The sequence below is a fragment of the Bacillus sp. FSL R5-0603 genome (assembly GCF_038050295.1).
Lineage (GTDB): Bacteria > Bacillota > Bacilli > Bacillales > Bacillaceae > Bacillus > Bacillus subtilis.
Genome location: NZ_JBBOYP010000001.1, coordinates 2686396 through 2711663, shown reverse-complemented (window position 1 = coordinate 2711663; position 25268 = coordinate 2686396). Strand labels below are relative to the sequence as shown.

27 protein-coding genes and 2 other annotated features are annotated in these 25268 nt (G+C 43.8%); of the genes, 25 read left to right on the top strand and 2 right to left on the bottom strand.

Going from position 1 to position 25268, the window contains the following annotated elements; all coding sequences use genetic code 11:
- The first annotated feature begins 116 nt into the window (after positions 1-116).
- The 8 genes from hemA to cotN all read left to right on the top strand — a co-directional run bounded on the left by hemA (position 117) and on the right by cotN (position 9286).
- A complete protein-coding gene (gene hemA / locus NYE56_RS14055) occupies positions 117-1484 on the top strand; it encodes a glutamyl-tRNA reductase (RefSeq protein WP_341283996.1) in 1368 nt (455 codons plus the stop codon).
- A gap of 7 nt (positions 1485-1491) precedes the next feature.
- On the top strand, positions 1492-2322 hold the full coding sequence (locus NYE56_RS14050) for a cytochrome c biogenesis protein (RefSeq protein WP_003222575.1): 831 nt from the start codon (positions 1492-1494) through the stop codon (positions 2320-2322).
- A 32-nt stretch (positions 2323-2354) separates the two neighbouring features.
- The gene (hemC, locus tag NYE56_RS14045) at positions 2355-3299 is read left to right on the top strand and encodes a hydroxymethylbilane synthase (protein ID WP_021480247.1); all 945 of its coding nucleotides are present in this window, start codon (positions 2355-2357) and stop codon (positions 3297-3299) included.
- Positions 3289-4077: a uroporphyrinogen-III synthase gene (gene hemD / locus NYE56_RS14040; RefSeq protein WP_341283995.1), complete on the top strand. Its 789-nt coding sequence runs from the start codon at positions 3289-3291 to the stop codon at positions 4075-4077. The genes hemC and hemD overlap by 11 nt, the downstream gene beginning before the upstream one ends.
- Positions 4074-5048: a porphobilinogen synthase gene (gene hemB / locus NYE56_RS14035; protein ID WP_341283994.1), complete on the top strand. Its 975-nt coding sequence runs from the start codon at positions 4074-4076 to the stop codon at positions 5046-5048. Before hemD ends, hemB begins: the two co-directional genes overlap by 4 nt.
- Before the next feature lie 29 nt (positions 5049-5077).
- The gene (hemL, locus tag NYE56_RS14030; RefSeq protein WP_015384279.1) at positions 5078-6370 is read left to right on the top strand and encodes a glutamate-1-semialdehyde 2,1-aminomutase; all 1293 of its coding nucleotides are present in this window, start codon (positions 5078-5080) and stop codon (positions 6368-6370) included.
- A 130-nt stretch (positions 6371-6500) separates the two neighbouring features.
- The gene (spoVID, locus tag NYE56_RS14025; RefSeq protein WP_268555715.1) at positions 6501-8228 is read left to right on the top strand and encodes a spore coat morphogenetic protein SpoVID; all 1728 of its coding nucleotides are present in this window, start codon (positions 6501-6503) and stop codon (positions 8226-8228) included.
- Between the two features lie 32 nt (positions 8229-8260).
- Positions 8261-9286 carry a spore coat protein CotN gene (cotN, locus tag NYE56_RS14020; protein WP_341283993.1) on the top strand — a complete coding sequence of 342 codons (1026 nt, stop codon included), beginning with the start codon at positions 8261-8263 and terminating at the stop codon, positions 9284-9286.
- An 18-nt stretch (positions 9287-9304) separates the two neighbouring features.
- On the opposite strand, the gene NYE56_RS14015 is transcribed toward cotN, so the two are convergent.
- Positions 9305-9496: a hypothetical protein gene (locus NYE56_RS14015; RefSeq protein ID WP_003222590.1), complete on the bottom strand. Its 192-nt coding sequence runs from the start codon at positions 9494-9496 to the stop codon at positions 9305-9307.
- 165 nt (positions 9497-9661) lie between these two features.
- Positions 9662-9884, top strand: a binding site (T-box leader).
- Positions 9885-9943: 59 nt separating this feature from the next.
- Between NYE56_RS14015 and valS the strand changes: the two genes are divergently transcribed.
- The 16 genes from valS to rpmA all read left to right on the top strand — a co-directional run bounded on the left by valS (position 9944) and on the right by rpmA (position 24369).
- Positions 9944-12586, top strand: coding sequence for a valine--tRNA ligase (gene valS / locus NYE56_RS14010; RefSeq protein WP_341283992.1), 2643 nt, complete (start codon positions 9944-9946; stop codon positions 12584-12586).
- A 59-nt stretch (positions 12587-12645) separates the two neighbouring features.
- Positions 12646-13938: a bifunctional folylpolyglutamate synthase/dihydrofolate synthase gene (locus NYE56_RS14005; RefSeq protein WP_341283991.1), complete on the top strand. Its 1293-nt coding sequence runs from the start codon at positions 12646-12648 to the stop codon at positions 13936-13938.
- Between the two features lie 139 nt (positions 13939-14077).
- Positions 14078-14824: a prepilin peptidase gene (locus NYE56_RS14000; protein WP_123372962.1), complete on the top strand. Its 747-nt coding sequence runs from the start codon at positions 14078-14080 to the stop codon at positions 14822-14824.
- A gap of 133 nt (positions 14825-14957) precedes the next feature.
- Entirely contained in the window at positions 14958-15956 is a 999-nt protein-coding gene (spoIIB, locus tag NYE56_RS13995) for a stage II sporulation protein SpoIIB (protein WP_123372963.1), read from the top strand.
- A gap of 152 nt (positions 15957-16108) precedes the next feature.
- Entirely contained in the window at positions 16109-16678 is a 570-nt protein-coding gene (locus NYE56_RS13990) for a Maf family nucleotide pyrophosphatase (protein WP_004398496.1), read from the top strand.
- Positions 16679-16714: 36 nt separating this feature from the next.
- Complete coding sequence (gene radC, locus NYE56_RS13985) at positions 16715-17410, top strand: RadC family protein (RefSeq protein ID WP_003246034.1); 696 nt, start codon at positions 16715-16717, stop codon at positions 17408-17410.
- 91 nt (positions 17411-17501) lie between these two features.
- On the top strand, positions 17502-18515 hold the full coding sequence (gene mreB, locus NYE56_RS13980) for a cell shape-determining protein MreB (protein ID WP_003229650.1): 1014 nt from the start codon (positions 17502-17504) through the stop codon (positions 18513-18515).
- Positions 18516-18545: 30 nt separating this feature from the next.
- Positions 18546-19418 (top strand): rod shape-determining protein MreC, encoded by an 873-nt coding sequence (gene mreC / locus NYE56_RS13975; protein WP_003222609.1) that lies wholly within the window; start codon positions 18546-18548, stop codon positions 19416-19418.
- A complete protein-coding gene (mreD, locus tag NYE56_RS13970) occupies positions 19415-19933 on the top strand; it encodes a rod shape-determining protein MreD (protein WP_341283990.1) in 519 nt (172 codons plus the stop codon). The genes mreC and mreD overlap by 4 nt, the downstream gene beginning before the upstream one ends.
- Positions 19934-19985: 52 nt before the next feature.
- Complete coding sequence (gene minC / locus NYE56_RS13965; RefSeq protein ID WP_004398901.1) at positions 19986-20666, top strand: septum site-determining protein MinC; 681 nt, start codon at positions 19986-19988, stop codon at positions 20664-20666.
- A 1-nt stretch (position 20667) separates the two neighbouring features.
- Entirely contained in the window at positions 20668-21474 is an 807-nt protein-coding gene (gene minD, locus NYE56_RS13960) for a septum site-determining protein MinD (RefSeq protein WP_004398624.1), read from the top strand.
- Positions 21475-21622: 148 nt separating this feature from the next.
- Complete coding sequence (spoIVFA, locus tag NYE56_RS13955; RefSeq protein WP_004398684.1) at positions 21623-22417, top strand: stage IV sporulation protein SpoIVFA; 795 nt, start codon at positions 21623-21625, stop codon at positions 22415-22417.
- A complete protein-coding gene (gene spoIVFB, locus NYE56_RS13950) occupies positions 22410-23276 on the top strand; it encodes a stage IV sporulation intramembrane metalloprotease SpoIVFB (RefSeq protein WP_004398649.1) in 867 nt (288 codons plus the stop codon). Before spoIVFA ends, spoIVFB begins: the two co-directional genes overlap by 8 nt.
- 57 nt (positions 23277-23333) lie before the next feature.
- Positions 23334-23409 (top strand) — a sequence feature (ribosomal protein L21 leader region).
- A gap of 13 nt (positions 23410-23422) precedes the next feature.
- Positions 23423-23731 carry a 50S ribosomal protein L21 gene (gene rplU / locus NYE56_RS13945; protein WP_003229668.1) on the top strand — a complete coding sequence of 103 codons (309 nt, stop codon included), beginning with the start codon at positions 23423-23425 and terminating at the stop codon, positions 23729-23731.
- A gap of 2 nt (positions 23732-23733) precedes the next feature.
- Complete coding sequence (locus tag NYE56_RS13940; protein ID WP_003229669.1) at positions 23734-24072, top strand: ribosomal-processing cysteine protease Prp; 339 nt, start codon at positions 23734-23736, stop codon at positions 24070-24072.
- 12 nt (positions 24073-24084) lie between these two features.
- On the top strand, positions 24085-24369 hold the full coding sequence (gene rpmA, locus NYE56_RS13935) for a 50S ribosomal protein L27 (RefSeq protein WP_003222623.1): 285 nt from the start codon (positions 24085-24087) through the stop codon (positions 24367-24369).
- 119 nt (positions 24370-24488) lie between these two features.
- Here the strand turns inward: rpmA and NYE56_RS13930 are convergent, their stop codons facing one another.
- Positions 24489-24611, bottom strand: coding sequence for a hypothetical protein (locus tag NYE56_RS13930; protein WP_003229671.1), 123 nt, complete (start codon positions 24609-24611; stop codon positions 24489-24491).
- Between the two features lie 77 nt (positions 24612-24688).
- Between NYE56_RS13930 and spo0B the strand changes: the two genes are divergently transcribed.
- Entirely contained in the window at positions 24689-25267 is a 579-nt protein-coding gene (spo0B, locus tag NYE56_RS13925; RefSeq protein ID WP_268555718.1) for a sporulation initiation phosphotransferase Sop0B, read from the top strand.
- The last annotated feature ends 1 nt before the right edge of the window (position 25268 follow it).

Below are 25268 nucleotides of genomic sequence, written 5' to 3'. Positions count from 1 at the left end.
TTTTAAAATCTGTTCACATTTTGTGAAAGAAACTATGTTATAATTATTATAAATAATGAGTTCTATGTTAGAATGATTATAAATTAAGATTGGGTGTTGGGGGTGTAATTAGAGCGATGCATATACTTGTTGTGGGAGTAGATTATAAATCCGCCCCTATTGAGATACGTGAAAAAGTAAGTTTTCAGCCGAATGAGCTGGCAGAAGCAATGGTGCAGCTGAAAGAAGAGAAAAGCATTCTTGAAAACATCATTGTCTCAACCTGCAACCGCACTGAAATTTATGCGGTAGTCGACCAGCTCCATACCGGCCGTTATTATATAAAAAAGTTTTTAGCTGATTGGTTTCAATTAAGCAAAGAAGAGCTGTCACCGTTTTTAACGTTTTATGAGGGCGATGCCGCTGTTGAGCATTTATTCCGTGTAGCCTGCGGACTTGACTCTATGGTGATTGGCGAAACGCAGATTCTCGGACAGGTACGCGACAGCTTTAAAACAGCTCAGCAAGAAAAAACGATCGGGACTATTTTTAATGAGCTGTTTAAGCAGGCGGTTACAGTGGGCAAACGGACTCACGCCGAAACAGACATTGGCTCAAATGCGGTGTCAGTAAGCTATGCTGCAGTTGAACTTGCCAAAAAAATCTTCGGAAATCTTTCAAGCAAGCACATATTGATTCTCGGTGCGGGAAAAATGGGCGAGCTTGCTGCGGAAAACCTGCACGGACAGGGAATCGGCAAGGTCACTGTCATTAACCGAACATACTTGAAAGCGAAGGAGCTTGCAGACCGTTTCTCAGGTGAAGCGAGAAGCTTGAATCAGCTTGAAAGCGCGCTTGCGGAGGCTGATATTTTAATCAGTTCAACCGGTGCAAGTGAATTTGTCGTGTCCAAAGAGATGATGGAAAACGCGAATAAGCTTCGCAAGGGACGTCCGCTGTTTATGGTCGACATTGCCGTGCCTAGAGATCTTGATCCGGCGCTGAATGATCTTGAAGGTGTTTTTCTTTATGATATCGACGATCTGGAAGGCATTGTGGAAGCGAACATGAAAGAGCGGAGAGAAACAGCTGAAAAAGTTGAACTGTTAATTGAAGAAACCATTGTGGAATTTAAACAATGGATGAATACACTTGGTGTTGTGCCGGTTATTTCTGCATTGCGCGAAAAGGCGCTTGCCATCCAGTCAGAAACGATGGACAGCATTGAGCGTAAGCTGCCTCACTTAAGCACAAGAGAGAAAAAACTGTTGAACAAACACACCAAAAGTATTATTAACCAAATGCTTCGTGATCCGATTTTAAAGGTGAAAGAGCTTGCGGCAGATGCTGATTCGGAAGAAAAGCTCGCGTTGTTTATGCAGATTTTTGATATTGAAGAAGCTGCGGGCCGTCAAATGATGAAAACCGTTGAAAGCAGCCAAAAGGTCCACTCTTTTAAGAAGGCTGAATCAAAAGCGGGCTTTAGCCCACTTGTAAGTGAGTGAAAGCTGAATGATTGATACTGCAATGGCAAGACTTAATGAGGGGACAATCGTCATTTACGCGTTAAGTGTACTCTTTTATTTTATAGATTTTCTTCAACACAACCGGAAGGCTGGAAAAATGGCCTTCTGGTTGCTTTCTATTGTCTGGACTCTGCAAACCGTGTATTTGGCCTATTTTATGTGGGTGACGGGGCGGTTTCCGGTATTAAATGTGACGGAGGCGCTTTATTTTTATGCCTGGGTGCTTGTCACGCTGTCATTGGTACTGACAAAGCTTTTACGTGTTGACTTTATCGTGTTTTTTACAAATGTTATAGGATTTTCTATGATCGCCATTCACACATTTTCACCGACAGAGCAGCAGTCAGCTGCTTTTTCCGGGCAGCTTGTATCCGAGCTTTTGGTGATTCATATTACAATGGCGATTCTTTCATACGGCGCTTTCTCCCTTTCTTTCGTTTTTTCTGTGCTATATATGTTTCAATATCATCTGCTGAAAAAGAAAAAGTGGGGAAAATGGCTGTTGAGAATAGAAGATTTATCTAAGCTTGATTATATGGCGTATGTTTTAAATGTCATCGGGGTTCCGATGCTGCTGCTGAGTTTGATTCTCGGCGTCATTTGGGCATATGTCTCACTAGAAACGCTGTATTGGTTTGACGCCAAAGTGCTTGGTTCGTTTGTCGTCCTGCTGCTGTACAGCTATTATCTTTATATCAGGCTGATTAAAGAGCTGCAAGGAAAGGTCGCTGCACTGTGGAATACGGCTTGTTTTCTGGTGCTGATGATCAATTATTTCCTGCTTGGAAGCCTGTCGCAATTCCATTGGTTCAGTTAAACGATGTCCCAAGCAGATTCGGGAGGAAAGAAATGATGAGAACGATTAAAGTAGGTTCCAGACGAAGCAAACTCGCTATGACTCAAACAAAATGGGTTATTCAAAAACTGAAGGAAATCAATCCTTCGTTTGCTTTTGAAATTAAAGAGATCGTGACAAAGGGCGACCGGATTGTCGATGTTACACTCTCAAAAGTGGGTGGAAAAGGGCTGTTTGTCAAAGAAATTGAACAGGCGCTTTTAAACGAAGAGATTGATATGGCAGTGCACAGCATGAAGGACATGCCTGCTGTTTTGCCTGAAGGCCTTGTGATCGGCTGCATTCCTGAACGGGAGGATCCGCGTGATGCCCTTATTTCAAAGAATCGCGTAAAGCTTTCAGAAATGAAGGAAGGTGCTGTCATTGGCACAAGCAGTTTAAGAAGAAGCGCGCAGCTTTTGATTGAGCGCCCTGACCTTACAATTAAATGGATTAGAGGTAATATAGATACAAGACTTCAAAAGCTGGAAACAGAGGATTATGACGCGATTATTTTAGCGGCTGCCGGCCTTTCTAGAATGGGTTGGAAGCAAGATGTCGTAACCGAATTCCTTGAGCCAGAGCGCTGTTTGCCTGCTGTGGGGCAGGGAGCACTGGCGATTGAGTGCCGAGAATCGGATGAAGCGCTGTTGGCGTTGTTTTCTCAGTTTACAGATGAATATACAAAACGGACTGTCTTAGCGGAACGTGCTTTTTTAAACGCGATGGAGGGCGGCTGCCAGGTTCCGATCGCGGGCTACTCCGTGTTAAATGGACAGGATGAAATTGAAATGACAGGTCTTGTCGCTTCACCTGACGGCAAAATCATTTTTAAAGAAACCGTCACCGGAAACGATCCGGAGGAAGTAGGAAAGCGCTGTGCCGCTCTTATGGCTGACAAAGGAGCAAAAGATTTAATTGATCGTGTAAAACGGGAGCTTGATGAGGATGGAAAATGATTTTCCGTTGAAAGGAAAAACAGTGCTTGTCACCCGGAATAAGGCACAGGCAACATCATTTCAGCAAAAAGTGGAGGCGCTTGGCGGTAAAGCGGTTTTAACCTCTTTAATTACGTTTCGCCGCGCTTTGCCGAATGATGTTGCGGAACAGGTAAGAGAGGATCTTGCCGCGCCAGGCTGGCTTGTTTTTACAAGTGTGAACGGGGCAGACTTCTTTTTTTCTTATCTGAAGGAAAATCAGCTTATTCTCCCTGCGCATAAAAAAATTGCAGCCGTCGGTGAAAAAACCGCCCGCCGTTTAAAAACGCATAACGTATCGGTTGATGTGATGCCACAGGAGTATATTGCTGAACAATTGGCTGATGCTCTTAAGCAGCATGCTGAACCGGGGGAGCCCATTACCGTGATGAAAGGGAATTTGTCACGTGATGTGATAAAACAAGAGCTTGTCCCGCTCGGTTTTGAAGTAAAGGAATGGGTTCTCTACGAAACGATTCCGGATGAAGAAGGCATTGAGGCACTGAAAGACGCTGCGGGTCAATATTCCTTTGACTATGTAACATTTACAAGTTCATCAACCGTACATACGTTTATGCATGTCTTGGGAGAAGAATTAAAAAAGTGGATGGCGAATGGGACGGCCTGTATCAGCATTGGGCCTTTAACAAATGATGCCCTTCTGACGTACGGCATCACATCGCATACGCCTGATACATTTACAATAGATGGCATGCTTGACTTAATGTGCAGCATGTCAAGAGAGGAAGAGAGAATATGAGTCAATCATTTAATAGACACCGCCGCCTGCGGACATCAAAAGCAATGAGAGAAATGGTAAAGGAAACACGTTTGCATCCATCAGATTTTATTTATCCGATTTTTGTCGTAGAAGGTCTGGAAGGCAAAAAAGCTGTTCCGTCAATGCCTGATGTTTACCATGTATCATTAGATTTATTGAAGGATGAAGTAGCGGAGCTGGTCAAACTGGGCATTCAATCTGTTATCGTGTTCGGCATCCCGGAAGAAAAAGATGATTGCGGAACACAAGCGTACCATGATCACGGAATTGTCCAAAAAGCCATCACAGAAATTAAAGAACACTTCCCCGAAATGGTTGTTGTCGCTGACACGTGCCTGTGTGAATATACAGACCACGGCCATTGCGGACTTGTCAAAGACGGGGTCATCCTAAATGATGAATCGCTGGAGCTTTTGGCGCAGACTGCTGTCAGCCAAGCGAAAGCAGGTGCGGATATCATTGCTCCATCAAACATGATGGACGGATTTGTTACAGTGATCAGAGAAGCGCTTGATAAAGAAGGATTCGTCGATATTCCAATCATGTCTTACGCTGTGAAATATTCAAGTGAGTTTTATGGTCCATTCCGTGATGCAGCAAACAGCACACCGCAATTCGGAGACCGCAAAACATATCAGATGGACCCTGCCAACCGTATGGAGGCACTACGCGAAGCACAATCAGATGTCGAGGAAGGCGCAGACTTTTTGATTGTCAAACCTTCGCTTTCTTATATGGATATCATGCGTGACGTAAAAAATGAGTTTACTTTGCCGCTCGTCGCTTATAATGTAAGCGGAGAGTATTCAATGGTGAAGGCTGCAGCGCAGAACAGCTGGATCAAAGAAAAAGAAATTGTGTTGGAAATTTTGACAAGCATGAAGCGCGCGGGTGCCGACCTGATTATTACGTATCATGCGAAAGACGCAGCGAAATGGCTTGCGGAGTAATTTTATTCAGTTGACAGGAGTTGAGGCAGATGAGAAGCTATGAAAAATCAAAAACGGCTTTTAAAGAAGCGCAAAAACTCATGCCGGGCGGTGTGAACAGTCCCGTTCGCGCATTTAAATCGGTAGACATGGACCCGATTTTTATGGAGCGCGGAAAAGGCTCGAAAATCTTTGATATTGACGGGAATGAATATATTGACTACGTCTTGTCATGGGGGCCTTTAATTTTAGGGCATACAAATGACCGCGTCGTAGAAAGCCTCAAAAAAGTGGCTGAATACGGGACAAGCTTCGGTGCTCCGACTGAAGTAGAAAATGAACTGGCTAAGCTCGTCATTGATCGTGTGCCATCTGTAGAAATTGTACGAATGGTAAGCTCCGGAACAGAGGCTACAATGAGTGCCCTCCGTTTGGCAAGGGGCTATACGGGCCGCAACAAGATTTTAAAATTTGAGGGCTGCTACCACGGACACGGCGATTCCCTCTTGATTAAAGCTGGTTCAGGTGTTGCCACTCTCGGTCTGCCTGACAGCCCGGGGGTGCCTGAAGGCATTGCGAAAAACACCATCACCGTTCCGTACAATGATTTAGAAAGTGTAAAGCTTGCTTTCCAGCAATTCGGTGAAGACATTGCGGGAGTCATTGTAGAGCCAGTTGCCGGAAATATGGGTGTTGTTCCGCCGCAAGAAGGTTTCCTGCAGGGTCTGCGTGATATCACTGAGCAGTACGGCTCCCTGCTGATTTTTGATGAAGTGATGACTGGCTTCCGTGTCGATTATAACTGCGCTCAAGGCTACTTCGGCGTAACGCCTGATCTGACTTGTTTAGGAAAAGTAATCGGGGGCGGACTTCCTGTCGGCGCTTATGGCGGAAAGGCAGAAATCATGGAGCAGATCGCTCCAAGCGGTCCGATCTATCAAGCTGGTACATTGTCAGGCAACCCGCTTGCGATGACGGCTGGCTTAGAGACATTGAAACAGCTGACACCTGATTCCTACAAGAATTTCATCAAAAAAGGCGACAGACTGGAAGAAGGAATTTCAAAAGCCGCCGAGGCTCATGGCATTCCGCATACCTTTAACCGTGCAGGTTCGATGATCGGTTTCTTCTTTACAAACGAACCAGTCATCAATTATGAAACAGCGAAATCATCTGATTTGAAGCTGTTTGCAAGCTATTATAAAGGGATGGCAAATGAAGGGGTATTCCTTCCGCCATCACAATTCGAAGGTCTTTTCCTCTCAACAGCCCATACTGATGAAGATATTGAAAACACAATCCAGGCAGCTGAGAAAGTATTTGCTGAGATCAGCCGCAGATAAGAGTGAAAACCGGTATCAAGGACTCCTTGTGCCGGTTTTTTCGTGCTCTCCCACTCATATTTTCTCCAGTTCATACATACACCTTTAGTGACATCTAATTTTAAGGATTAGATGAAAGGAGGATATGAACTTGCCGCAAAATCATCGATTGCAATTTTCTGTAGAAGAATCGATCTGTTTCCAAAAAGGACAGGAAGTTTCTGAACTGCTTTCTATTTCATTAGATCCTGATATTAGGGTTCAGGAAGTAAATGATTATGTATCAATCATAGGATCGCTTGAACTTACAGGTGAGTACAACATAGATCAAAACAAACATACCGAAGAGATTTATACAGATAAGCGGTTTGTTGAACAAGTCAGAAAGAGAGAGGATGGAAGTGCGGAACTGACTCACTGTTTTCCTGTGGATATTACCATTCCGAAAAATAAAGTGAGCCATTTACAGGATGTCTTCGTCTTTATTGACGCATTTGACTATCAATTGACGGATTCGCGCATTTTAACAATTCAAGCTGATTTAGCGATCGAAGGGCTTTTGGACGATACGCAAGACAAAGAGCCGGAGATACCTTTATATGAAGCTCCTGCGGCATTCAGAGAGGAAGAGCTTTCAGAGCCGCCGGCACATAGTGTAGTAGAAGAACCGGGTGCATCATCGGCAGAGGAAGCAGTTCTTCAGCATGAACCGCCAGCCGAACCGCCAGAACTTTTTATCTCGAAAGCGGGGCTCCGTGAAGAACTGGAGACAGAAAAAGCAGAATCTGAGCCGCCTGAATCGGTTGCTTCAGAACCAGAAGCCAGAGAAGATGTGAAAGAGGAAGAAGAGTCAGAAGAGCTTGCTGTGCCGGAAATTGAGGTTCGTGCTGAATCGGAAACAGAAGAATCTGAGCCAGAACCTGATCCTTCAGAAATAGAGATTCAAGAGATCGTTAAAGCAAAAAAAGAAACGGCAGAGCCGGCAGCTGCAATAGCGGATGTTCGTGAAGAAGCAGACTCTCCAGCGGAGACTGAGCTTCGTGAACACGCCGGAGCAGAAGAATCGCCTGCTTTGGAAGCTGAACTTCATTCAGAGACTGTGATTGCAGAGGAAAAAGAGGAAACAACAGTGTCTCCTAATCATGAATATGCGCTGCGCCAAGAGGCTCAAAATGAAGAAGCAGCTCAATCGGATCAGGCTGATCCTGCGCTTTGCCAAGAAGAGGCGGAAGCGGATGAAGCTTTGGAGAGTGTATCAGAGGCCGCTCTCTCCATAGAAGATAGCAGAGAAACAGCTTCAGCTGTATATGTGGAGAATGACAAAGCCGATTTACATTTCCATTTCAATCAAAAAACAAGCTCGGAGGAGGTATCTCAAGAAGAATTGCCTGAACCGGCATACCGTACCTTCCTGCCTGAACAAGAAGAGGAGGATTCTTTTTATTCAGCGCCTAAGCTGCTGGAGGAGGAAGAACAAGAGGAAGAGAGCTTCGAAATTGAAGTGAGAAAAACACCATCAGCTGAAGAGCCTAAGGAAGAAACACCTTTTCAATCCTTCCAGCTGCCTGAATCTTCTGAGACTGAAAGGAAGGAAACGGATGCTGTTCCTAGGGTTGCTCCTGCTGCTGAAACGAAGGAACCTCAAACAAAGGAAAGTGATAATTCTCTTTATTTAACAAAACTCTTTACAAAAGAAGCGGATGAGTTTTCGAGAATGAAAATTTGTATTGTGCAGCAGGAAGATACGATCGAGCGTTTATGCGAACGGTATGAAATTACATCCCAGCAGCTGATCAGGATGAATTCTTTAGCCTTGGATGATGAATTAAAAGCAGGACAGATTCTCTATATTCCTCAATATAAAAATAGCCATGCGTAAACCGTAAGCGATCGGAAAATGTGGTGAATGAAATGGAAGATACCCAATCGGTTCTTCAGGAATACGGACTGACTGCTCAATTTATTGAGCCTGTCAGTCCTCTTGTTTGGAAAGTGTATACAGACTACGGCATATTTGCCCTGAAAAAATTGAAAGAGGGGCGCGGCAAGCATTTTACAGATCATATGGTGGCGATTGAGGAAAAAGGCTTTCGTTTATTCGTTCCCGTTTACAGAACAAATAGCGGTGAGTTTTTCTCAGCAGGCATACAATACGGAGATACCTACTATTTAATGCCTTGGCTCCAATTTGACCAAGAGGAAGAACGGGATCAGAAACATGCTTATTTATTTAGAGAAACAGCCCGTCTTCACGAGAGAACCGCGCAGGAACTAAAGGTTAGACGTGATGAGATTGAACGTTATTACGGGCAAACGAAAAAAAAGTGGGAACAAGATAAAATTTTCTATGAGCAGTTTGTGGATAGAGCGGAGAAGGAGTGGTACCTTTCTCCTTTTGAACTCCAGGCCATAACCTATTTTTCAGAAACCATTTCCGCGGTGAATTTTGCGCTGGAACGGTTGGAGGACTGGTATGAGTCTGCAAAGGAAAAGGACGTTTCAAGGGTTGTAATGAACCACGGCAGCCTGTCTATACACCATTTTCTGTATAATGATGCCGGGACCGGATATTTTACAAACTTCGAAAGAGCATCTGTCGGTCCGCCGCAAAACGACCTGCTCGGCTTTTATACAAAAATGTTCAGAGGCTTTCCGAAAGCTTGTCCGGAATGCGTCGAATGGTTTTATGGATATACGAAATCATTCCCTTTGCGTGAAGCGGAAGTCAGCCTTTTTCTCAGCTATATGGCATATCCGGCAGCCATGTACAAGGTGCTGAACGGTTATCAAACTGGGAAAAGACAGCATGAAAAAGAGGAATGTACACAATTATTAAAGGCTTATTGGCAAATGAAAAATATAGAGCCGTTTGTGATGAAAATTCATCAGATTGAACAAGAGAAAAAATTTCAGGCTGAAAACGAGTCCACGTCTTAATGGCGCGGACTTGTTTGTTTATATCCATTCTAAATGAAGGGCGCAAGCTAAAAAGATTAGGATTGCGAGCAGCAAAACATCAAAGGTTGTCGGAAAGAAAATGGTTCTGATTCCTTGAAAAATCGTAATGGGAATAATCACTTGTGCGGATACAAGCCGAATTTGCCTTACCCATGGCGGCAGCGAATAAGAGCTGAAACGTTTCTTCACGGTGCATCCTCCTCTACGCATTTACAAGCATCATATGTAAACTTGGGCAATAGGTGCCTGCCCATCTGTATAGAAAGCGGTGTTTTTGGAAAAGATGATTGACGAATCAAAAACACTTTTACTATAATAAAGAACATAAATAATGTATACAATGAGCTGATAAATACACCTGCTTAGAACGGGAAGAGTACAAAAAAGGCGCATGCAGAGAGAGAAGCCGTTTGCTGAAAGGCTTCTTATGTTGTCTGATTGGAAGGTCGCCCGGGAGCATAATTTCTTGAAAGAAGAGTAGAGAAATTCGGGAAACACCCGTTATCCGTTATAAGTGCATGAACTGATTGAGTTCATGAAAAAAGGTGGTACCGCGAAAGAGCTTTTCGTCCTTTTACAGGGATGAAGAGCTCTTTTCTCGTTCTCAGCCATTTTTAAACATGCTGGAGGGTTATAATGGAAACGAATGAACAAACAATGCCGACGAAATATGATCCGGCAGCGGTTGAAAAAGACCGATATGATTTTTGGCTAAAAGGCAAATTTTTTGAAGCGGGCAGTGACCAGACAAAAGAGCCATACTCTGTTGTCATCCCGCCGCCAAACGTAACAGGAAGACTTCACCTTGGCCACGCATGGGACACAACGCTGCAAGACATTGTAACAAGAATGAAACGCATGCAGGGCTATGATGTGCTGTGGCTTCCTGGCATGGACCACGCCGGCATCGCGACACAGGCTAAAGTAGAGGCGAAACTTCGTGAAGAAGGCAAATCCCGCTACGATTTAGGCCGTGAAAAATTCCTCGAAGAAACGTGGAAGTGGAAGGAAGAATATGCTGACTTTATTCGCAGCCAGTGGGCGAAATTAGGTCTTGGCCTAGATTATTCCCGTGAACGTTTTACGCTGGATGAAGGCTTGAGCAAAGCGGTAAGAGAAGTATTCGTTAAGCTTTATGAAAAAGGCCTGATCTACAGAGGCGAATATATTATTAACTGGGACCCAGCGACAAAAACAGCCCTATCCGACATAGAGGTGATTTACAAGGATGTTCAAGGCGCGTTCTATCATATGAGCTATCCGCTTGCTGACGGTTCAGGCTCAATAGAAATTGCGACGACACGTCCTGAAACAATGCTCGGTGATACAGCTGTTGCCGTTCACCCTGAAGACGAGCGCTATAAACACCTTATCGGAAAAACGGTGATCCTGCCGATTACAAATCGTGAAATTCCGATTGTCGGTGATGACTATGTTGATATGGAATTTGGTTCAGGTGCCGTGAAAATTACGCCTGCTCATGATCCGAACGACTTCGAGCTTGGCAACCGCCACAATTTAGAACGCATCCTTGTCATGAATGAAGATGGCACGATGAATGAAAATGCTCTGCAATATCAAGGTATGGATCGTTTTGAATGCCGCAAAAAGCTCGTGAAAGATTTACAGGAGGCGGGAGTTCTCTTCAAGATCGAGGATCATATGCACTCTGTCGGCCATAGTGAACGAAGCGGGGCTGTTGTGGAGCCTTATCTTTCTACACAATGGTTTGTGCGCATGCAGCCGCTTGCTGATGCAGCGATTGAGCTGCAAAAGAAAGAAGAAAAGGTCAACTTTGTGCCTGACCGTTTCGAAAAAACGTATTTACACTGGATGGAAAACATCCGCGACTGGTGTATCTCCCGTCAATTGTGGTGGGGCCATCGTATTCCTGCCTGGTATCATAAAGAAACAGGCGAGCTATATGTCGGGCTTGAAGCGCCGGAAGACAGCAAAAATTGGGAACAGGATACAGACGTACTGGATACATGGTTCAGTTCTGCGCTATGGCCTTTCTCCACAATGGGCTGGCCTGATGTAACGGCTGAAGACTTTAAACGCTACTATCCGACAGATGTTCTCGTGACAGGGTACGATATCATTTTCTTCTGGGTATCACGCATGATTTTCCAAGGCATTGAATTTACAGGCGAGCGACCGTTCAAAGATGTTTTAATCCACGGCTTAATCCGTGACGAGCAAGGCCGGAAAATGAGTAAATCTCTTGGCAACGGTGTCGACCCGATGGATGTGATTGACAAGTACGGAGCCGATTCTCTGCGTTATTTCCTTGCGACTGGAAGCTCTCCTGGCCAGGATCTGCGCTTCAGCTATGAAAAAGTGGAATCGACCTGGAATTTTGCCAATAAAATTTGGAACGCTTCCCGTTTTGCATTAATGAATATGGATGGCATGACGTACGATGAGCTTGATCTGTCAGGCGAAAAGTCAGTCGCTGACAAGTGGATTTTAACGCGATTAAATGAAACGATCGAGCACGTGACCCAGCTTGCTGATCGATATGAATTTGGTGAAGTAGGACGCCATTTATATAACTTTATTTGGGATGATTTCTGTGATTGGTATATTGAAATGGCGAAGCTTCCGCTCTATGGAGAAGACGAAGCGGCTAAGAAAACTACCCGTTCCATCCTTGCTTACGTACTTGATCAAACGATGCGTCTGCTCCATCCGTTTATGCCATTCTTAACGGAGGAAATTTGGCAGCATCTTCCTCACCAAGGGGAATCGATTACAGTAAGTCAATGGCCTGTAGTAGTGCCGGAGCATACCGATACTGAAGCGGCAGCTGACATGAAGCTTCTTGTTGAGCTGATCCGTTCTGTGCGCAATATCCGCAGTGAAGTCAATACGCCAATGAGCAAGCAGGTTGAACTGTACATTAAAACAAGCACAGACGAAATAGCAGCCCGCCTCGAAGCGAACCGTTCATATGTTGAACGCTTTACGAATCCGAGCGTGCTTAAAATCGGCACCGATATTGAGGCTGTTGATAAGGCGATGACGGCCGTTGTCTCAGGAGCAGAGGTTATTCTTCCGCTTGAAGGCTTAATCAATATTGATGAAGAAATTGCCCGTCTGCAAAAAGAATTTGATAAACTGACAAAAGAAGTTGAGCGTGTCCAAAAGAAACTTGGAAATGAAGGATTTTTGAAAAAAGCGCCTGCACACGTAATTGATGAAGAACGTGAAAAAGAAAAAGATTATGTGGCGAAGCGTGACGCTGTTCAAAAACGAATGGCTGAGCTGAAGGGTTAATGAAAAGCCGGGGCGGTTTCTAGAGAAACCGCCTTGTCTTATAAAAGAGGGGATTATCATTGTTTACTGCATATCAAGATGCGCGCAGCTGGATTCACGGGAGGCTAAAATTCGGGGTGAAGCCCGGACTTGGTCGAATGAAACAGCTGATGGCGCGGTTAGGACATCCTGAAAAAAAAATCCGAGCGTTCCACGTCGCAGGAACAAACGGTAAAGGATCAACTGTCGCTTTTATCCGTTCTATGCTGCAGGAAGCCGGATATACGGTTGGAACATTTACATCGCCTTATATTATTACGTTTAATGAACGGATCAGCGTAAACGGGATACCGATTTCAGATGAGGAATGGACAGCACTCGTCAATCAAATGAAACCGCACGTTGAAGCCCTTGATCAAACGGAATACGGACAGCCGACAGAATTTGAAATTATGACAGCTTGTGCATTTTTATATTTTGCAGAGTTTCATAAGGTCGATTTTGTTATTTTTGAAACAGGTCTGGGCGGTAGATTCGATTCTACTAATGTGGTTGAACCGCTCTTAACTGTGATTACAAGCATCGGACACGATCATATGAACATTTTGGGAAACACCATTGAAGAAATTGCAGGAGAAAAGGCCGGCATTATTAAAGAAGGTATTCCAATCGTTACAGCAGTTACCCAGCCGGAAGCTTTACAGGTCATCCGCCATGAAGCTCAACGGCATGCTGCGCCGTTCCAGTCATTGCATGATGCATGTGTTATTTTCAATGAAGAGGCTCTGCCTGCAGGAGAACAGTTTTCATTCAAAACGGAAGAGAAATGCTATGAAGATATTCGGACATCTCTGATTGGCACCCATCAAAGACAAAATGCTGCTTTGTCCATTTTGGCTGCGGAGTGGCTCAATAAGGAGAATATCGCCCATATCAGTGACGAAGCGTTAAGGAGCGGGCTTGTGAAGGCTGCTTGGCCGGGACGGTTAGAGCTTGTTCAGGAGCATCCTCCGGTATATTTAGACGGTGCGCATAACGAAGAAGGTGTCGAAAAGCTGGCGGAAACGATGAAGCAGCGTTTCGCCAATTCACGCATTTCTGTGGTGTTTAGCGCGTTAAAGGACAAACCGTATCAGAACATGATTAAAAGACTGGAAACCATTGCTCATGCGATTCATTTTGCTTCTTTTGATTTCCCGCGTGCTTCTCTTGCAAAAGATCTCTATGATGCAGGTGAAATCAGCAATAAAAGCTGGAGTGAAGATCCAGACGATGTGATCAAATTCATAGAAAGTAAAAAGGGCTCAAATGAAATTGTGCTGATTACCGGATCTCTTTACTTTATTTCTGACATTCGCAAAAGGTTGAAATAAAAGCATCCGGCTCCGGCAGAATCAAAAAAAGATTCTGCCGTTTTTTTTATGTGTAAAATTGAATATCCCCAATTGGAGCTTAGGATGCTCATTTTGCTACAATCCATACCAGAACTCAGTGAGTAAAGGTGTGTTGTCTATGCTATCCATTCTTTTTATCTTCGGGCTTATTCTTGGTTCTTTTTACTATACGGCCGGGTGCCGTATCCCCTTACATCTATCTATTATTGCGCCCCGTTCATCATGCCCGTTTTGCCGGCGGACATTAACTCCTGCAGAATTAATTCCCATCCTGTCATTCCTATTTCAAAAAGGTAAATGTAAAAGCTGCGGGCATAGGATTTCTTTTATGTATCCCGCAGCAGAGATTGTGACAGCGTGTTTATTTACCGCCGCAGGAATTCGCTTTGGCACGTCGCTGGAACTGTTCCCCGCTGTGGTGTTTATCTCTCTTCTCATTATTGTTGCAGTGACAGATATTCATTTTATGCTGATTCCAAATCGAATATTGATTTTCTTTCTTCCCTTTTTGGCGGCCGCGAGATTGATTTCTCCGCTTGATTCCTGGTATGCAGGCCTGTTAGGCGCGGCAGCCGGATTTCTGTTTCTGGCTGTAATTGCCGCAATCACCCATGGGGGAGTAGGGGGAGGAGATATTAAATTATTTGCGGTGATTGGCTTTGTGCTTGGTGTGAAAATGCTGGCAGCTGCCTTTTTCTTTTCTGTTTTGATAGGTGCATTATATGGAGCGGCAGCCGTTCTGACTGGTAGACTCGCTAAAAGGCAGCCGCTTCCCTTCGCCCCCGCTATAGCCGCAGGGAGCATTTTAGCCTATTTATACGGTGACTCTATCATTTCTTTTTATATCAAAATAGCATTGGGCTGACTGCTGAAAAATTTGACGAACGTTTTTTGGACAAGGCGACAAAAGTCTTGTTCTTTTTTTCTTTGCCTGTGCTAAAGTGTGTAGCATGAAAAGCCGACAAGAACGGTCAAGCAAATGAAGGGAGGAAGCGGAATTGAAAAAAAGAAAGAATAAAAAAAACAGTAAAGCCGCAGAAAAAGCCCTCAAGGTGACGATTAATGGAAAAGAAGAGACGGTTTACGAACAAGAGACGCCTGAGACAGAGGCGGATAAAAGCATGACATTTTCAAATTGGGAGGAAAAAAGACAGGCAGAACAAGAGGTTGCGGCATCCAAGGAACATCCTGATGAAGATGAATTCAATTGGGATTCCGAGGAGGACAAGGTGTTTAAAGAGGATCCAAAAGTTGTTCCTCCTTTTCAAAAGAAAAAAACAAAGCTTTATGCAAAAGGAAAGACCGGGGCTGCCAAACCGGTAAAAAGAGTGGCCGCGACGATTGCCTTCGCGGCTGTCATTGGCACTGGATTAGGGTTATTCGCGTTAAACATATCGGGGAATAAAGAAGCGTCAGCACCGGCCTCTTTAGAGGATTCTTTAGGCAGCCAAACGGCAAAAGCAGGGGATACTTCAACTGAAAAACAAACTTCAGGCGCAGAAAAACAAGCGGCGCAAACTGAAGGTACATATAAAACATACGCTGTACAAGCCGGAAAATTTTCAAATGAAAAGGGTGCCGAAACGTTAACAGATCAATTGACCGAAAAAGGATATTCCGCCGTGTCACTGTCAAAGGATGACGGGTATACGTATGTTATTGCAGGCTTAGCAAGTGAAAAGGAGGTCTCACAGCAGTTAGGACAGGTTTTAATCGACAGTGATTTTGAAGCCTGGGGAGGCAAGGAGCTTTCCTTATCAATAGAGTCAGATATGACAGATTCTTTTAAGGAAACAGCTGAGCTTGCAGCAAAGGCGATTCTCGGCGAAGACATTACAAAAGCGAGTGTAGAGAAAATAGAAAAGTCGCTTGGTGAAACAAAAGCGTCAGAAACAGGAGAGAAAAAAGCGATTTTGCAGGCTTTAAAGGAATTAGAGGATCCAAGTGCTGAAGCCGGGTGGAAGGCTCAGCAGGAGCTGTTAGCCGTCGTAAAATAAGAGATAGCACCCTGAGCCTTCGTCCTTTAGTGACAGGCTTTTTTTATTTTGTCATGAAAAAGTTATTTTTCTGAAATTGTGACAAGCCTCGTGATTTGGTAGGATAAACGAGTATCTTTTTTTCTTAAGCAAACCCTGAAAGGATGACGAACATGACAAAACCGCTAATACTTGCATCACAATCTCCGCGCAGGAAAGAACTCCTCGATCTTCTCCAGCTGCCCTACTCCATTATTGTCAGTGAAGTAGAAGAAAAATTAAATCGAAACTTTTCACCAGAAGAAAACGTCCAATGGTTGGCAAAACAAAAAGCTAAGGCTGTAGCTGATCTCCACCCGCATGCAATCGTTATCGGTGCTGATACAATGGTATGCCTTGACGGCGAATGTCTTGGCAAACCGCAGGATCAAGAAGAAGCTGCTTCTATGCTGCGGAGGCTTTCAGGCCGAAGTCACTCAGTAATAACCGCGGTCAGCATTCAAGCTGAAAATCACAGCGAGACTTTTTATGATAAGACAGAAGTTGCGTTTTGGTCCCTCAGTGAAGAAGAGATTTGGACATATATTGAAACAAAAGAGCCGATGGATAAAGCAGGTGCATACGGCATCCAAGGAAGAGGCGCGCTTTTTGTAAAGAAAATAGACGGAGATTATTATTCAGTCATGGGCCTTCCTATATCAAAAACAATGAGAGCTCTTCGCCATTTTGATATAAGGGCATGACGGTTCTATAAACGGGAAGGGAAAGAAAAGGAGTGCTTGGTCATACACGATCTGCCATTAAAACTCAAAGATTTCCCAATGAAAGAAAAGCCAAGAGAACGGCTCCTGAAAGTCGGAGCCGAGAACTTAGCGAATCATGAACTTTTGGCTATATTATTGCGGACAGGAACTAAACACGAATCTGTTTTGGACCTGTCAAACCGGCTGCTGCGCTCATTTGACGGGCTGCGCCTGCTCAAGGAAGCATCGGTTGAAGAGCTGTCAAGCATCCCGGGAATCGGTATGGTAAAAGCGATTCAAATACTGGCTGCAGTTGAGCTTGGAAGCCGGATTCACAAATTAGCCAACGAAGAACATTTCGTTATTCGCTCCCCGGAAGACGGCGCTAATCTCGTCATGGAGGATATGCGCTTTTTAACCCAGGAGCATTTTGTCTGTTTATACTTAAATACAAAAAATCAAGTCATCCATAAACGCACCGTATTTATCGGAAGCCTGAATTCATCTATTGTCCACCCGCGAGAGGTGTTTAAAGAAGCGTTTAAACGATCTGCCGCTTCCTTTATCTGTGTTCATAATCATCCTTCTGGAGATCCGACGCCGAGCAGGGAAGATATTGAAGTGACAAGAAGGCTGTTTGAATGCGGAAACCTGATTGGCATCGAGCTGCTTGACCATTTGGTGATCGGGGATAAAAAATTTGTGAGTTTAAAGGAAAAAGGATATTTGTAACACTTTTTTTTTCGTCGAATTAAGCTATAATAGAGTTTATGAGTTTTTCCCTTTAGGGTATTTTTGCTTTAAGAAAGGAAGATACATACATATGTTTGGAATTGGTGCTAGAGACCTTGGTATAGATCTTGGAACTGCGAATACGCTTGTTTTTGTAAAAGGAAAAGGAATTGTTGTGAGAGAGCCGTCAGTTGTCGCTTTGCAGACGGATACGAAATCGATTGTCGCTGTCGGAAATGATGCGAAAAATATGATTGGACGGACACCGGGCAACGTGGTGGCTCTTCGCCCGATGAAAGACGGCGTTATCGCTGATTATGAAACAACGGCGACGATGATGAAATATTACATCAATCAGGCCATAAAAAATAAAGGCATGTTTGCCAGAAAACCATATGTAATGGTATGTGTCCCATCAGGCATTACAGCTGTTGAAGAACGCGCTGTTATCGATGCGACAAGACAGGCGGGAGCGCGTGACGCGTATCCGATTGAAGAGCCTTTTGCCGCAGCAATCGGAGCCAATCTGCCAGTTTGGGAACCGACTGGAAGCATGGTTGTTGATATCGGGGGCGGTACGACAGAAGTTGCGATTATTTCCCTCGGAGGCATCGTAACGTCTCAGTCAATCCGTGTAGCCGGTGATGAGATGGATGACGCGATTATCAACTACATCAGAAAAACGTACAATCTGATGATCGGTGACCGTACGGCTGAAGCGATTAAAATGGAAATCGGATCTGCAGAAGCTCCTGAAGAATCCGACAACATGGAAATCCGCGGCCGCGATTTGCTCACAGGTCTGCCGAAAACAATTGAAATTACAGGAAAAGAGATTTCTAACGCTCTACGCGACACTGTATCTACAATTGTCGAAGCAGTGAAGAGCACACTCGAAAAAACACCGCCTGAGCTTGCAGCAGATATCATGGACAGAGGTATAGTGTTAACCGGCGGCGGAGCGCTTTTGCGCAATTTGGACAAAGTCATCAGCGAAGAAACAAAAATGCCGGTCCTTATCGCCGAAGACCCGCTTGATTGTGTAGCGATCGGAACAGGGAAAGCACTGGAGCACATCCATCTTTTCAAAGGGAAAACTAGATAATCGGGAGTTCAATAGAAGAGGTGTAACACGATGCCGAATAAGCGGTTAATGCTATTACTTCTGTGTATTATCATATTGGTGGCTATGATTGGATTTTCGCTGAAGGGCGGCCGCAATACCACCTGGCCTGAGAAAGTGATCGGCGATACGACGGGAGTATTTCAAAATATTTTTCATACGCCTGCCGAATTTTTTGCAGGAATATTTGAGAACATCAATGATTTAAAAAACACATACAAAGAAAACGAGCGTCTAAGAGAAAAACTTGACGGACAGACACAATATGAAGCCAAGCTTCAAGAGCTTGAAGAAGAAAACAAATCCTTGCGTGACGAGCTTGGCCATGTCAAATCGATTAAAGATTACAAGCCGATTTTAGCAACGGTCATCGCCAGAAGCCCTGATAATTGGGCGAAACAGGTCACCATTAACAAGGGGACTCAGCAAAACGTAGCGAAAGATATGGCCGTTACAAACGAAAAAGGCGCATTAATCGGCAAGATCAAAAGCTCCGGACTTAACAATTTTACGTCTACTGTTCAGCTTTTAAGCGATACTGACCGCAATAACAGAGTTGCGACAAAAATTTCCGGAAAAAAAGGCAGCAAAGGCTACGGCTTGATCGAAGGATATGACAAAGAGAAAAAACGTCTTAAGATGACAATTATTGAGCGTAAGGATAAACAAGACGTGAAAAAAGGCGATCTTATTGAAACATCAGGGACAGGCGGTGTTTTCCCAGAAGGGCTGACAATAGGTGAAGTGACTGATATCGAGTCAGATTCCTATGGACTGACAAAGGTTGCTTATGTAAAACCTGCGGCTGACCTTACAGATTTAAATAATGTGATCGTTGTTAACCGTGACGTGCCGACTGTCGATACAGAGGAGGAAGGATCGTGAAACGTTTCCTTCTCCCTTTCGTTATGATGCTTGTTTTTTCTGCGGAAAGCATTTTTACAGATTTGGTGCATTTTCCTTTCGTTACAGATGACCAAGTGCTCGCCCCGCGTTTTTTGATGCTTGTATTGATATTCATGTCGGCTTTTATCAACCAAAAACACGCGATGATTTACGGATTTATTTTTGGTTTTCTATATGACATGAACTATACAAGTCTATTAGGCGTTTACATGTTTGGTTTTGCAGGGCTATGCTATTTGGCTTCAAAAGCGTTTAAAGTGTTGCATACAAACGCATTTGTAGTGATATTGATAGCAGTTCTGGCTGTCTGTCTGCTCGAATTTTACGTATTCGGCATTCAGTCTTTGATTCATAAAGACATTATGACGTTTAACGGATTTGTGCTTGACCGGTTTATACCGACAATTTTATTAAATATTGCAGCAGCTCTTATTCTTGTTCTGCTATTTAGATTGTTTTTTATGAGTCTAAAGAAAGAATTGAGAGATGAGTAAAAAGGATTTTATCTTTTTTTGACGAAATGAGTATGTTGTTGAGGTGAATATTGTGAAGACCAAAAAGCAGCAATATGTAACAATAAAAGGAACAAAGAATGGACTAACATTGCATCTGGATGATGCGTGTTCTTTTGATGAGCTTCTCGATGGTCTTCAGAATATGCTGTCAATTGAACAATATACCGATGGAAAAGGCCAGAAAATCAGCGTTCATGTTAAGCTGGGAAATCGCTTTTTATATAAGGAGCAAGAGGAACAGCTAACCGAATTGATTGCGTCAAAGAAAGATTTGTTTGTTCATTCTATTGACAGTGAAGTCATTACTAAAAAAGAAGCACAGCAGATAAGAGAGGAAGCCGAAATTATTTCTGTTTCAAAAATTGTCCGTTCAGGCCAAGTGCTGCAGGTAAAAGGCGACTTGCTCCTGATCGGTGACGTGAATCCCGGCGGAACAGTCAGGGCCGGAGGGAACATTTTTGTTCTGGGCTCACTGAAAGGAATCGCGCATGCCGGATTTAATGGAAATAATCAAGCGGTCATCGCCGCCTCTGAAATGCTTCCGACACAGTTAAGAATCAATCATGTGTTAAATCGCTCCCCAGACCACATTCAAAAAGGGAACGAAATGGAATGTGCTTATTTAGATACAGACGGAAATATGGTCATTGAACGCCTTCAACATTTGGCTCATTTAAGACCTGATCTAACAAGGCTTGAGGGAGGAATGTGAATTGGGTGAGGCTATCGTAATAACTTCGGGAAAAGGCGGAGTAGGTAAGACAACAACATCTGCGAACCTCGGTACCGCCTTAGCCATTTTAGGGAAGCGCGTATGCTTAGTAGATACTGATATAGGACTGCGCAACCTTGATGTTGTAATGGGTCTTGAAAATAGAATTATTTACGATCTGGTAGACGTTGTAGAGGGCAGATGCAAAATGCATCAGGCGCTCGTAAAAGACAAACGTTTCGATGATCTGCTCTATTTAATGCCCGCTGCTCAAACGAGCGATAAGACAGCTGTTGCTCCTGAACAAATTAAAAACATGGTCCAAGAGCTCAAACAGGAATTTGACTATGTCATCATAGACTGTCCTGCCGGAATCGAGCAAGGGTACAAAAATGCCGTTTCCGGAGCTGATAAAGCGATTGTGGTCACTACGCCTGAAATCTCAGCTGTTCGTGATGCTGACCGTATTATAGGACTGCTGGAGCAAGAGGAAAATATTGAACCGCCGCGGCTCGTTGTTAACAGAATCAGAAATCACCTGATGAAAAACGGTGACACGATGGATATCGACGAAATCGTACAGCATTTGTCGATCGATTTGCTAGGAATCGTGGCTGATGATGATGAAGTCATCAAAGCTTCCAACCATGGTGAACCGATTGCGATGGACCCGAAAAATCGCGCTTCTATTGCATATCGCAATATTGCCCGCCGCATCTTAGGTGAATCTGTTCCTTTACAGGTGCTTGAAGAGCAAAACAAAGGAATGATGGCTAAGATTAAGTCATTTTTCGGAGTAAGATCTTAATGTGATAGAATCAAAGAGAAGAATCTGACAAAGCATATGCTGTGTCAGGTTTTTTTGTTTTTGCCTGCTTTGTTCTTGACTAAACCGAATATTTGCCATGGACAAGACATATGATGTACAAACCCAACGAATGCAAAGGATGATGGCAATGAGTCACAGAGCAGATGAAATCAGAAAACGATTAGAGAAAAGAAGAAAGCAGCTTTCCGGCTCAAAACGTTTCTCTACTCAGACAGTTTCTGAAAAGCAGAAACCCCCGTCCTGGGTGATGGTAACGGATCAGGAAAAGCATGGAACACTTCCGGTCTACGAAGATAACATGCCAACATTCAACGGAAAACACCCATTGGTGAAAACAGATTCAATTATCCTGAAATGTCTTCTGTCGGCCTGCCTTGTTCTCGTTTCAGCTATAGCCTATAAAACAAACATTGGACCCGTCAGTCAGATTAAACCCGCCGTAGCCAAAACCTTTGAAACTGAATTTCAATTTGCCTCAGCAAGCCATTGGTTCGAAACCAAATTCGGAAATCCGCTTGCTTTCCTGGCTCCTGAACACAAAAATAAGGAACAGCAGATTGAAGTAGGCAAAGATCTGATCGCGCCTGCATCCGGGAAAGTACAGCAGGATTTTCAGGACAATGGGGAAGGAATTAAAGTCGAAACAAGCAGCGATAAGATTGATAGTGTAAAAGAAGGCTATGTGGTTGAAGTCAGCAAAGACAGCCAGACGGGACTGACGGTTAAGGTGCAGCATGCTGACAACACCTATAGTATCTATGGCGAGCTCAAAGATGTGGATGTTGCTTTATATGATTTTGTGGATAAAGGCAAAAAGCTCGGTTCGATTAAGCTTGATGATCATAATAAAGGGGTCTATTATTTTGCCATGAAAGACGGCGATAAATTTATTGATCCGATTCAGGTGATTTCATTTGAATAAATGGCTCGACCTTATCTTAAAGATCCATGTGCATCCTTTTCTTTGGATTATCGCGGCGTTGGGCTTGCTCACAGGCCATATGAAAGCATTATTATGTCTGCTCCTGATTGTATTGATTCATGAGCTGGGGCATGCTGCTCTGGCCGTATTTTTTTCTTGGAGAATCAAGCGTGTTTTTTTGCTGCCGTTTGGCGGAACGGTCGAAGTGGAAGAGCACGGGAATCGGCCGTTAAAGGAAGAGTTTGCGGTCATTATTGCCGGCCCTCTTCAGCACATCTGGCTTCAGTTTGCCGCCTGGATGCTTGCAGAAGTCTCAGTGATTCATCAGCATACCTTTGAACTCTTCACCTTTTATAATCTTTCTATCTTATTTGTCAATTTACTGCCGATCTGGCCGCTGGATGGAGGAAAACTGTTATTTTTGTTGTTTTCCAAACAGCTGCCTTTTCAAAAGGCTCACCGGCTTAATCTAAAAACGTCGCTCTGCTTCTGCCTGTTGCTCGGGTGCTGGGTTTTATTCGTGATTCCTCTGCAAATCAGCGCATGGGTTTTGTTTGTCTTTCTGGCTGTTTCCTTGTTTGAGGAATATCGGCAAAGGCACTATATCCATGTGAGATTTCTCCTCGAAAGGTATTACGGAAAAAACAGGGAGCTTGAGAAACTTCTGCCGCTGACAGTAAAGGCGGAGGATAAAGTCTATCATGTGATGGCCGAGTTCAAACGTGGCTGTAAGCATCCGATTATTATAGAAAAATCAGGCCAAAAGCTCAGCCAGCTTGACGAGAATGAAGTGCTGCACGCTTACTTTGCCGATAAGCGGACGAATTCTTCCATGGAGGAACTGCTTCTGCCCTACTAAAACTGATTGACAAACGCCTTGTATTTTGGTATATTTTTTAATGTTATGGATGTAGCACCATTGCTACAACCGCTCAGTACAGGTGTTAAGAGCTTTTACAGCCCCCTGGTATCTGGCGAGTCTTAGTCTAATAGGAGGTGCAGAGAATGTACGCAATCATTAAAACAGGCGGTAAACAAATCAAAGTTGAAGAAGGCCAAACTGTTTACATCGAAAAACTTGCTGCTGAAGCAGGTGAAACAGTTACTTTTGAAGACGTTTTGTTTGTTGGCGGAGACAACGTGAAAGTCGGCAACCCTACAGTTGAAGGCGCAACAGTAACGGCTAAAGTTGAAAAACAAGGCCGCGCGAAAAAAATCACTGTTTTCAGATACAAACCAAAGAAAAACGTTCATAAAAAACAAGGTCATCGTCAGCCTTACACTAAAGTGACGATCGAAAAAATCAACGCGTAAGCATGATTCAGGCAACAATCAGAAGGTCTCATGATAAAGGCATATTGTCTTTTGAAATGACGGGCCATGCGAATTTTGCTGAACATGGACAAGATCTTGTTTGTGCCGGAGTGACAGCCGTTGTGTTTGGAGCCGTTAACGCGGTCATTGTGCTCGCGGGCTTCGAGCCGCTTCTTGATATAGGGGAGGACGGGGGTTATTTTTATTTTGAATTCCCTGAATCTCTTGATCCAGAGGCACGCCAAAAAGCTCAGCTGCTGATTGAAGGCATGATTGTTTCGCTGGAGACAATCGAACGGGATTACAAAGACAACTTGCGTGTGACCACAAACATAATATAGGAGGTGAGCTACATGCTTAGATTAGATCTTCAGTTTTTCGCTTCTAAAAAAGGAGTAGGTTCTACAAAGAACGGACGTGACTCTGAGGCTAAACGTTTAGGTGCTAAACGTGCTGACGGTCAATTCGTAACAGGCGGTTCTATCCTTTACCGTCAACGCGGAACAAAAATTTACCCAGGTGAAAACGTGGGCCGCGGCGGAGATGACACTCTATTTGCGAAAATCGACGGAACTGTTAAATTCGAACGTTTCGGCCGTGACCGCAAAAAAGTGAGCGTATATCCTGTAGCTCAATAATGATTCAAAAAACTCCGGTCGATGATGACTGGAGTTTTTTTGCAATATGCGGAGTAAACACCTAGAATGAAATGCAGAGTATGTGCGAGCAGACCCCGCCAAGAATGAGAATAAACATCTCAAACCCACTGGATATGTTCCCCAAGCAGTAATACATAAAATGTTCTGCCTGGCTGCAAATCAACCAAAGCCAGAAAAAAGGAACATGATATTTCTGGGAAAAACAATTGTTTTTCTAACAAAGCCTTCTCTGTTATAATTCATAATACACACTTATACAGACTCCTAAATAAGAAATTAAATGATTGGGAGTGCGAAAATGAAGGATGTTTCAAAAAATCAAGAAGAAAATATAAGCGACACGGCATTAACAAACGAACTGATTCATCTGCTTGGCCATTCCCGGCATGATTGGATGAATAAGCTGCAGCTGATTAAAGGAAACTTAAGCTTACAGAAGTATGACCGTGTCTTTGAAATGATTGAAGAAATGGTTATAGACGCAAAGCACGAATCAAAGCTCTCAAACCTGAAAACACCGCATTTGGCGTTTGATTTTCTTACGTTTAATTGGAAAACCCATTATATGACGCTTGAATATGAAGTTCTCGGAGAAATTAAGGATTTGTCGGCTTATGATCGAAAGCTGGCGAAACTGATGAGAAAGCTGTTTCATCTGTTTGATCAAGCAGTCAGCAGAGAGAGTGAAAATCATTTAACGGTTTCGCTTCAAACGGATCATCCTGACAGACAGCTGATTCTGTACCTTGATTTTCACGGCGCCTTTGCCGATCCATCTGCTTTTGATGATATTCGGCAGAATGGATATGAGGACGTTGATATCATGCGTTTTGAAATCACGAGTCACGAATGTCTGATTGAAATTGGGTTGGACTAGC

Excerpts from the sequence above, each read along its gene's own strand:
- hemA (WP_341283996.1), top strand. The coding sequence starts at position 117 with ATGCATATACTTGTTGTGGGAGTAGATTATAAATCCGCCCCTATTGAG.
- NYE56_RS14050 (WP_003222575.1), top strand. The coding sequence starts at position 1,492 with ATGATTGATACTGCAATGGCAAGACTTAATGAGGGGACAATCGTCATT.
- hemC (WP_021480247.1), top strand. The coding sequence starts at position 2,355 with ATGATGAGAACGATTAAAGTAGGTTCCAGACGAAGCAAACTCGCTATG.
- hemD (WP_341283995.1), top strand. The coding sequence starts at position 3,289 with ATGGAAAATGATTTTCCGTTGAAAGGAAAAACAGTGCTTGTCACCCGG.
- hemB (WP_341283994.1), top strand. The coding sequence starts at position 4,074 with ATGAGTCAATCATTTAATAGACACCGCCGCCTGCGGACATCAAAAGCA.
- hemL (WP_015384279.1), top strand. The coding sequence starts at position 5,078 with ATGAGAAGCTATGAAAAATCAAAAACGGCTTTTAAAGAAGCGCAAAAA.
- cotN (WP_341283993.1), top strand. The coding sequence starts at position 8,261 with ATGGAAGATACCCAATCGGTTCTTCAGGAATACGGACTGACTGCTCAA.
- valS (WP_341283992.1), top strand. The coding sequence starts at position 9,944 with ATGGAAACGAATGAACAAACAATGCCGACGAAATATGATCCGGCAGCG.
- NYE56_RS14000 (WP_123372962.1), top strand. The coding sequence starts at position 14,078 with ATGCTATCCATTCTTTTTATCTTCGGGCTTATTCTTGGTTCTTTTTAC.
- NYE56_RS13990 (WP_004398496.1), top strand. The coding sequence starts at position 16,109 with ATGACAAAACCGCTAATACTTGCATCACAATCTCCGCGCAGGAAAGAA.
- mreB (WP_003229650.1), top strand. The coding sequence starts at position 17,502 with ATGTTTGGAATTGGTGCTAGAGACCTTGGTATAGATCTTGGAACTGCG.
- mreC (WP_003222609.1), top strand. The coding sequence starts at position 18,546 with ATGCCGAATAAGCGGTTAATGCTATTACTTCTGTGTATTATCATATTG.
- spoIVFA (WP_004398684.1), top strand. The coding sequence starts at position 21,623 with ATGAGTCACAGAGCAGATGAAATCAGAAAACGATTAGAGAAAAGAAGA.
- rplU (WP_003229668.1), top strand. The coding sequence starts at position 23,423 with ATGTACGCAATCATTAAAACAGGCGGTAAACAAATCAAAGTTGAAGAA.
- NYE56_RS13940 (WP_003229669.1), top strand. The coding sequence starts at position 23,734 with ATGATTCAGGCAACAATCAGAAGGTCTCATGATAAAGGCATATTGTCT.
- rpmA (WP_003222623.1), top strand. The coding sequence starts at position 24,085 with ATGCTTAGATTAGATCTTCAGTTTTTCGCTTCTAAAAAAGGAGTAGGT.
- spo0B (WP_268555718.1), top strand. The coding sequence starts at position 24,689 with ATGAAGGATGTTTCAAAAAATCAAGAAGAAAATATAAGCGACACGGCA.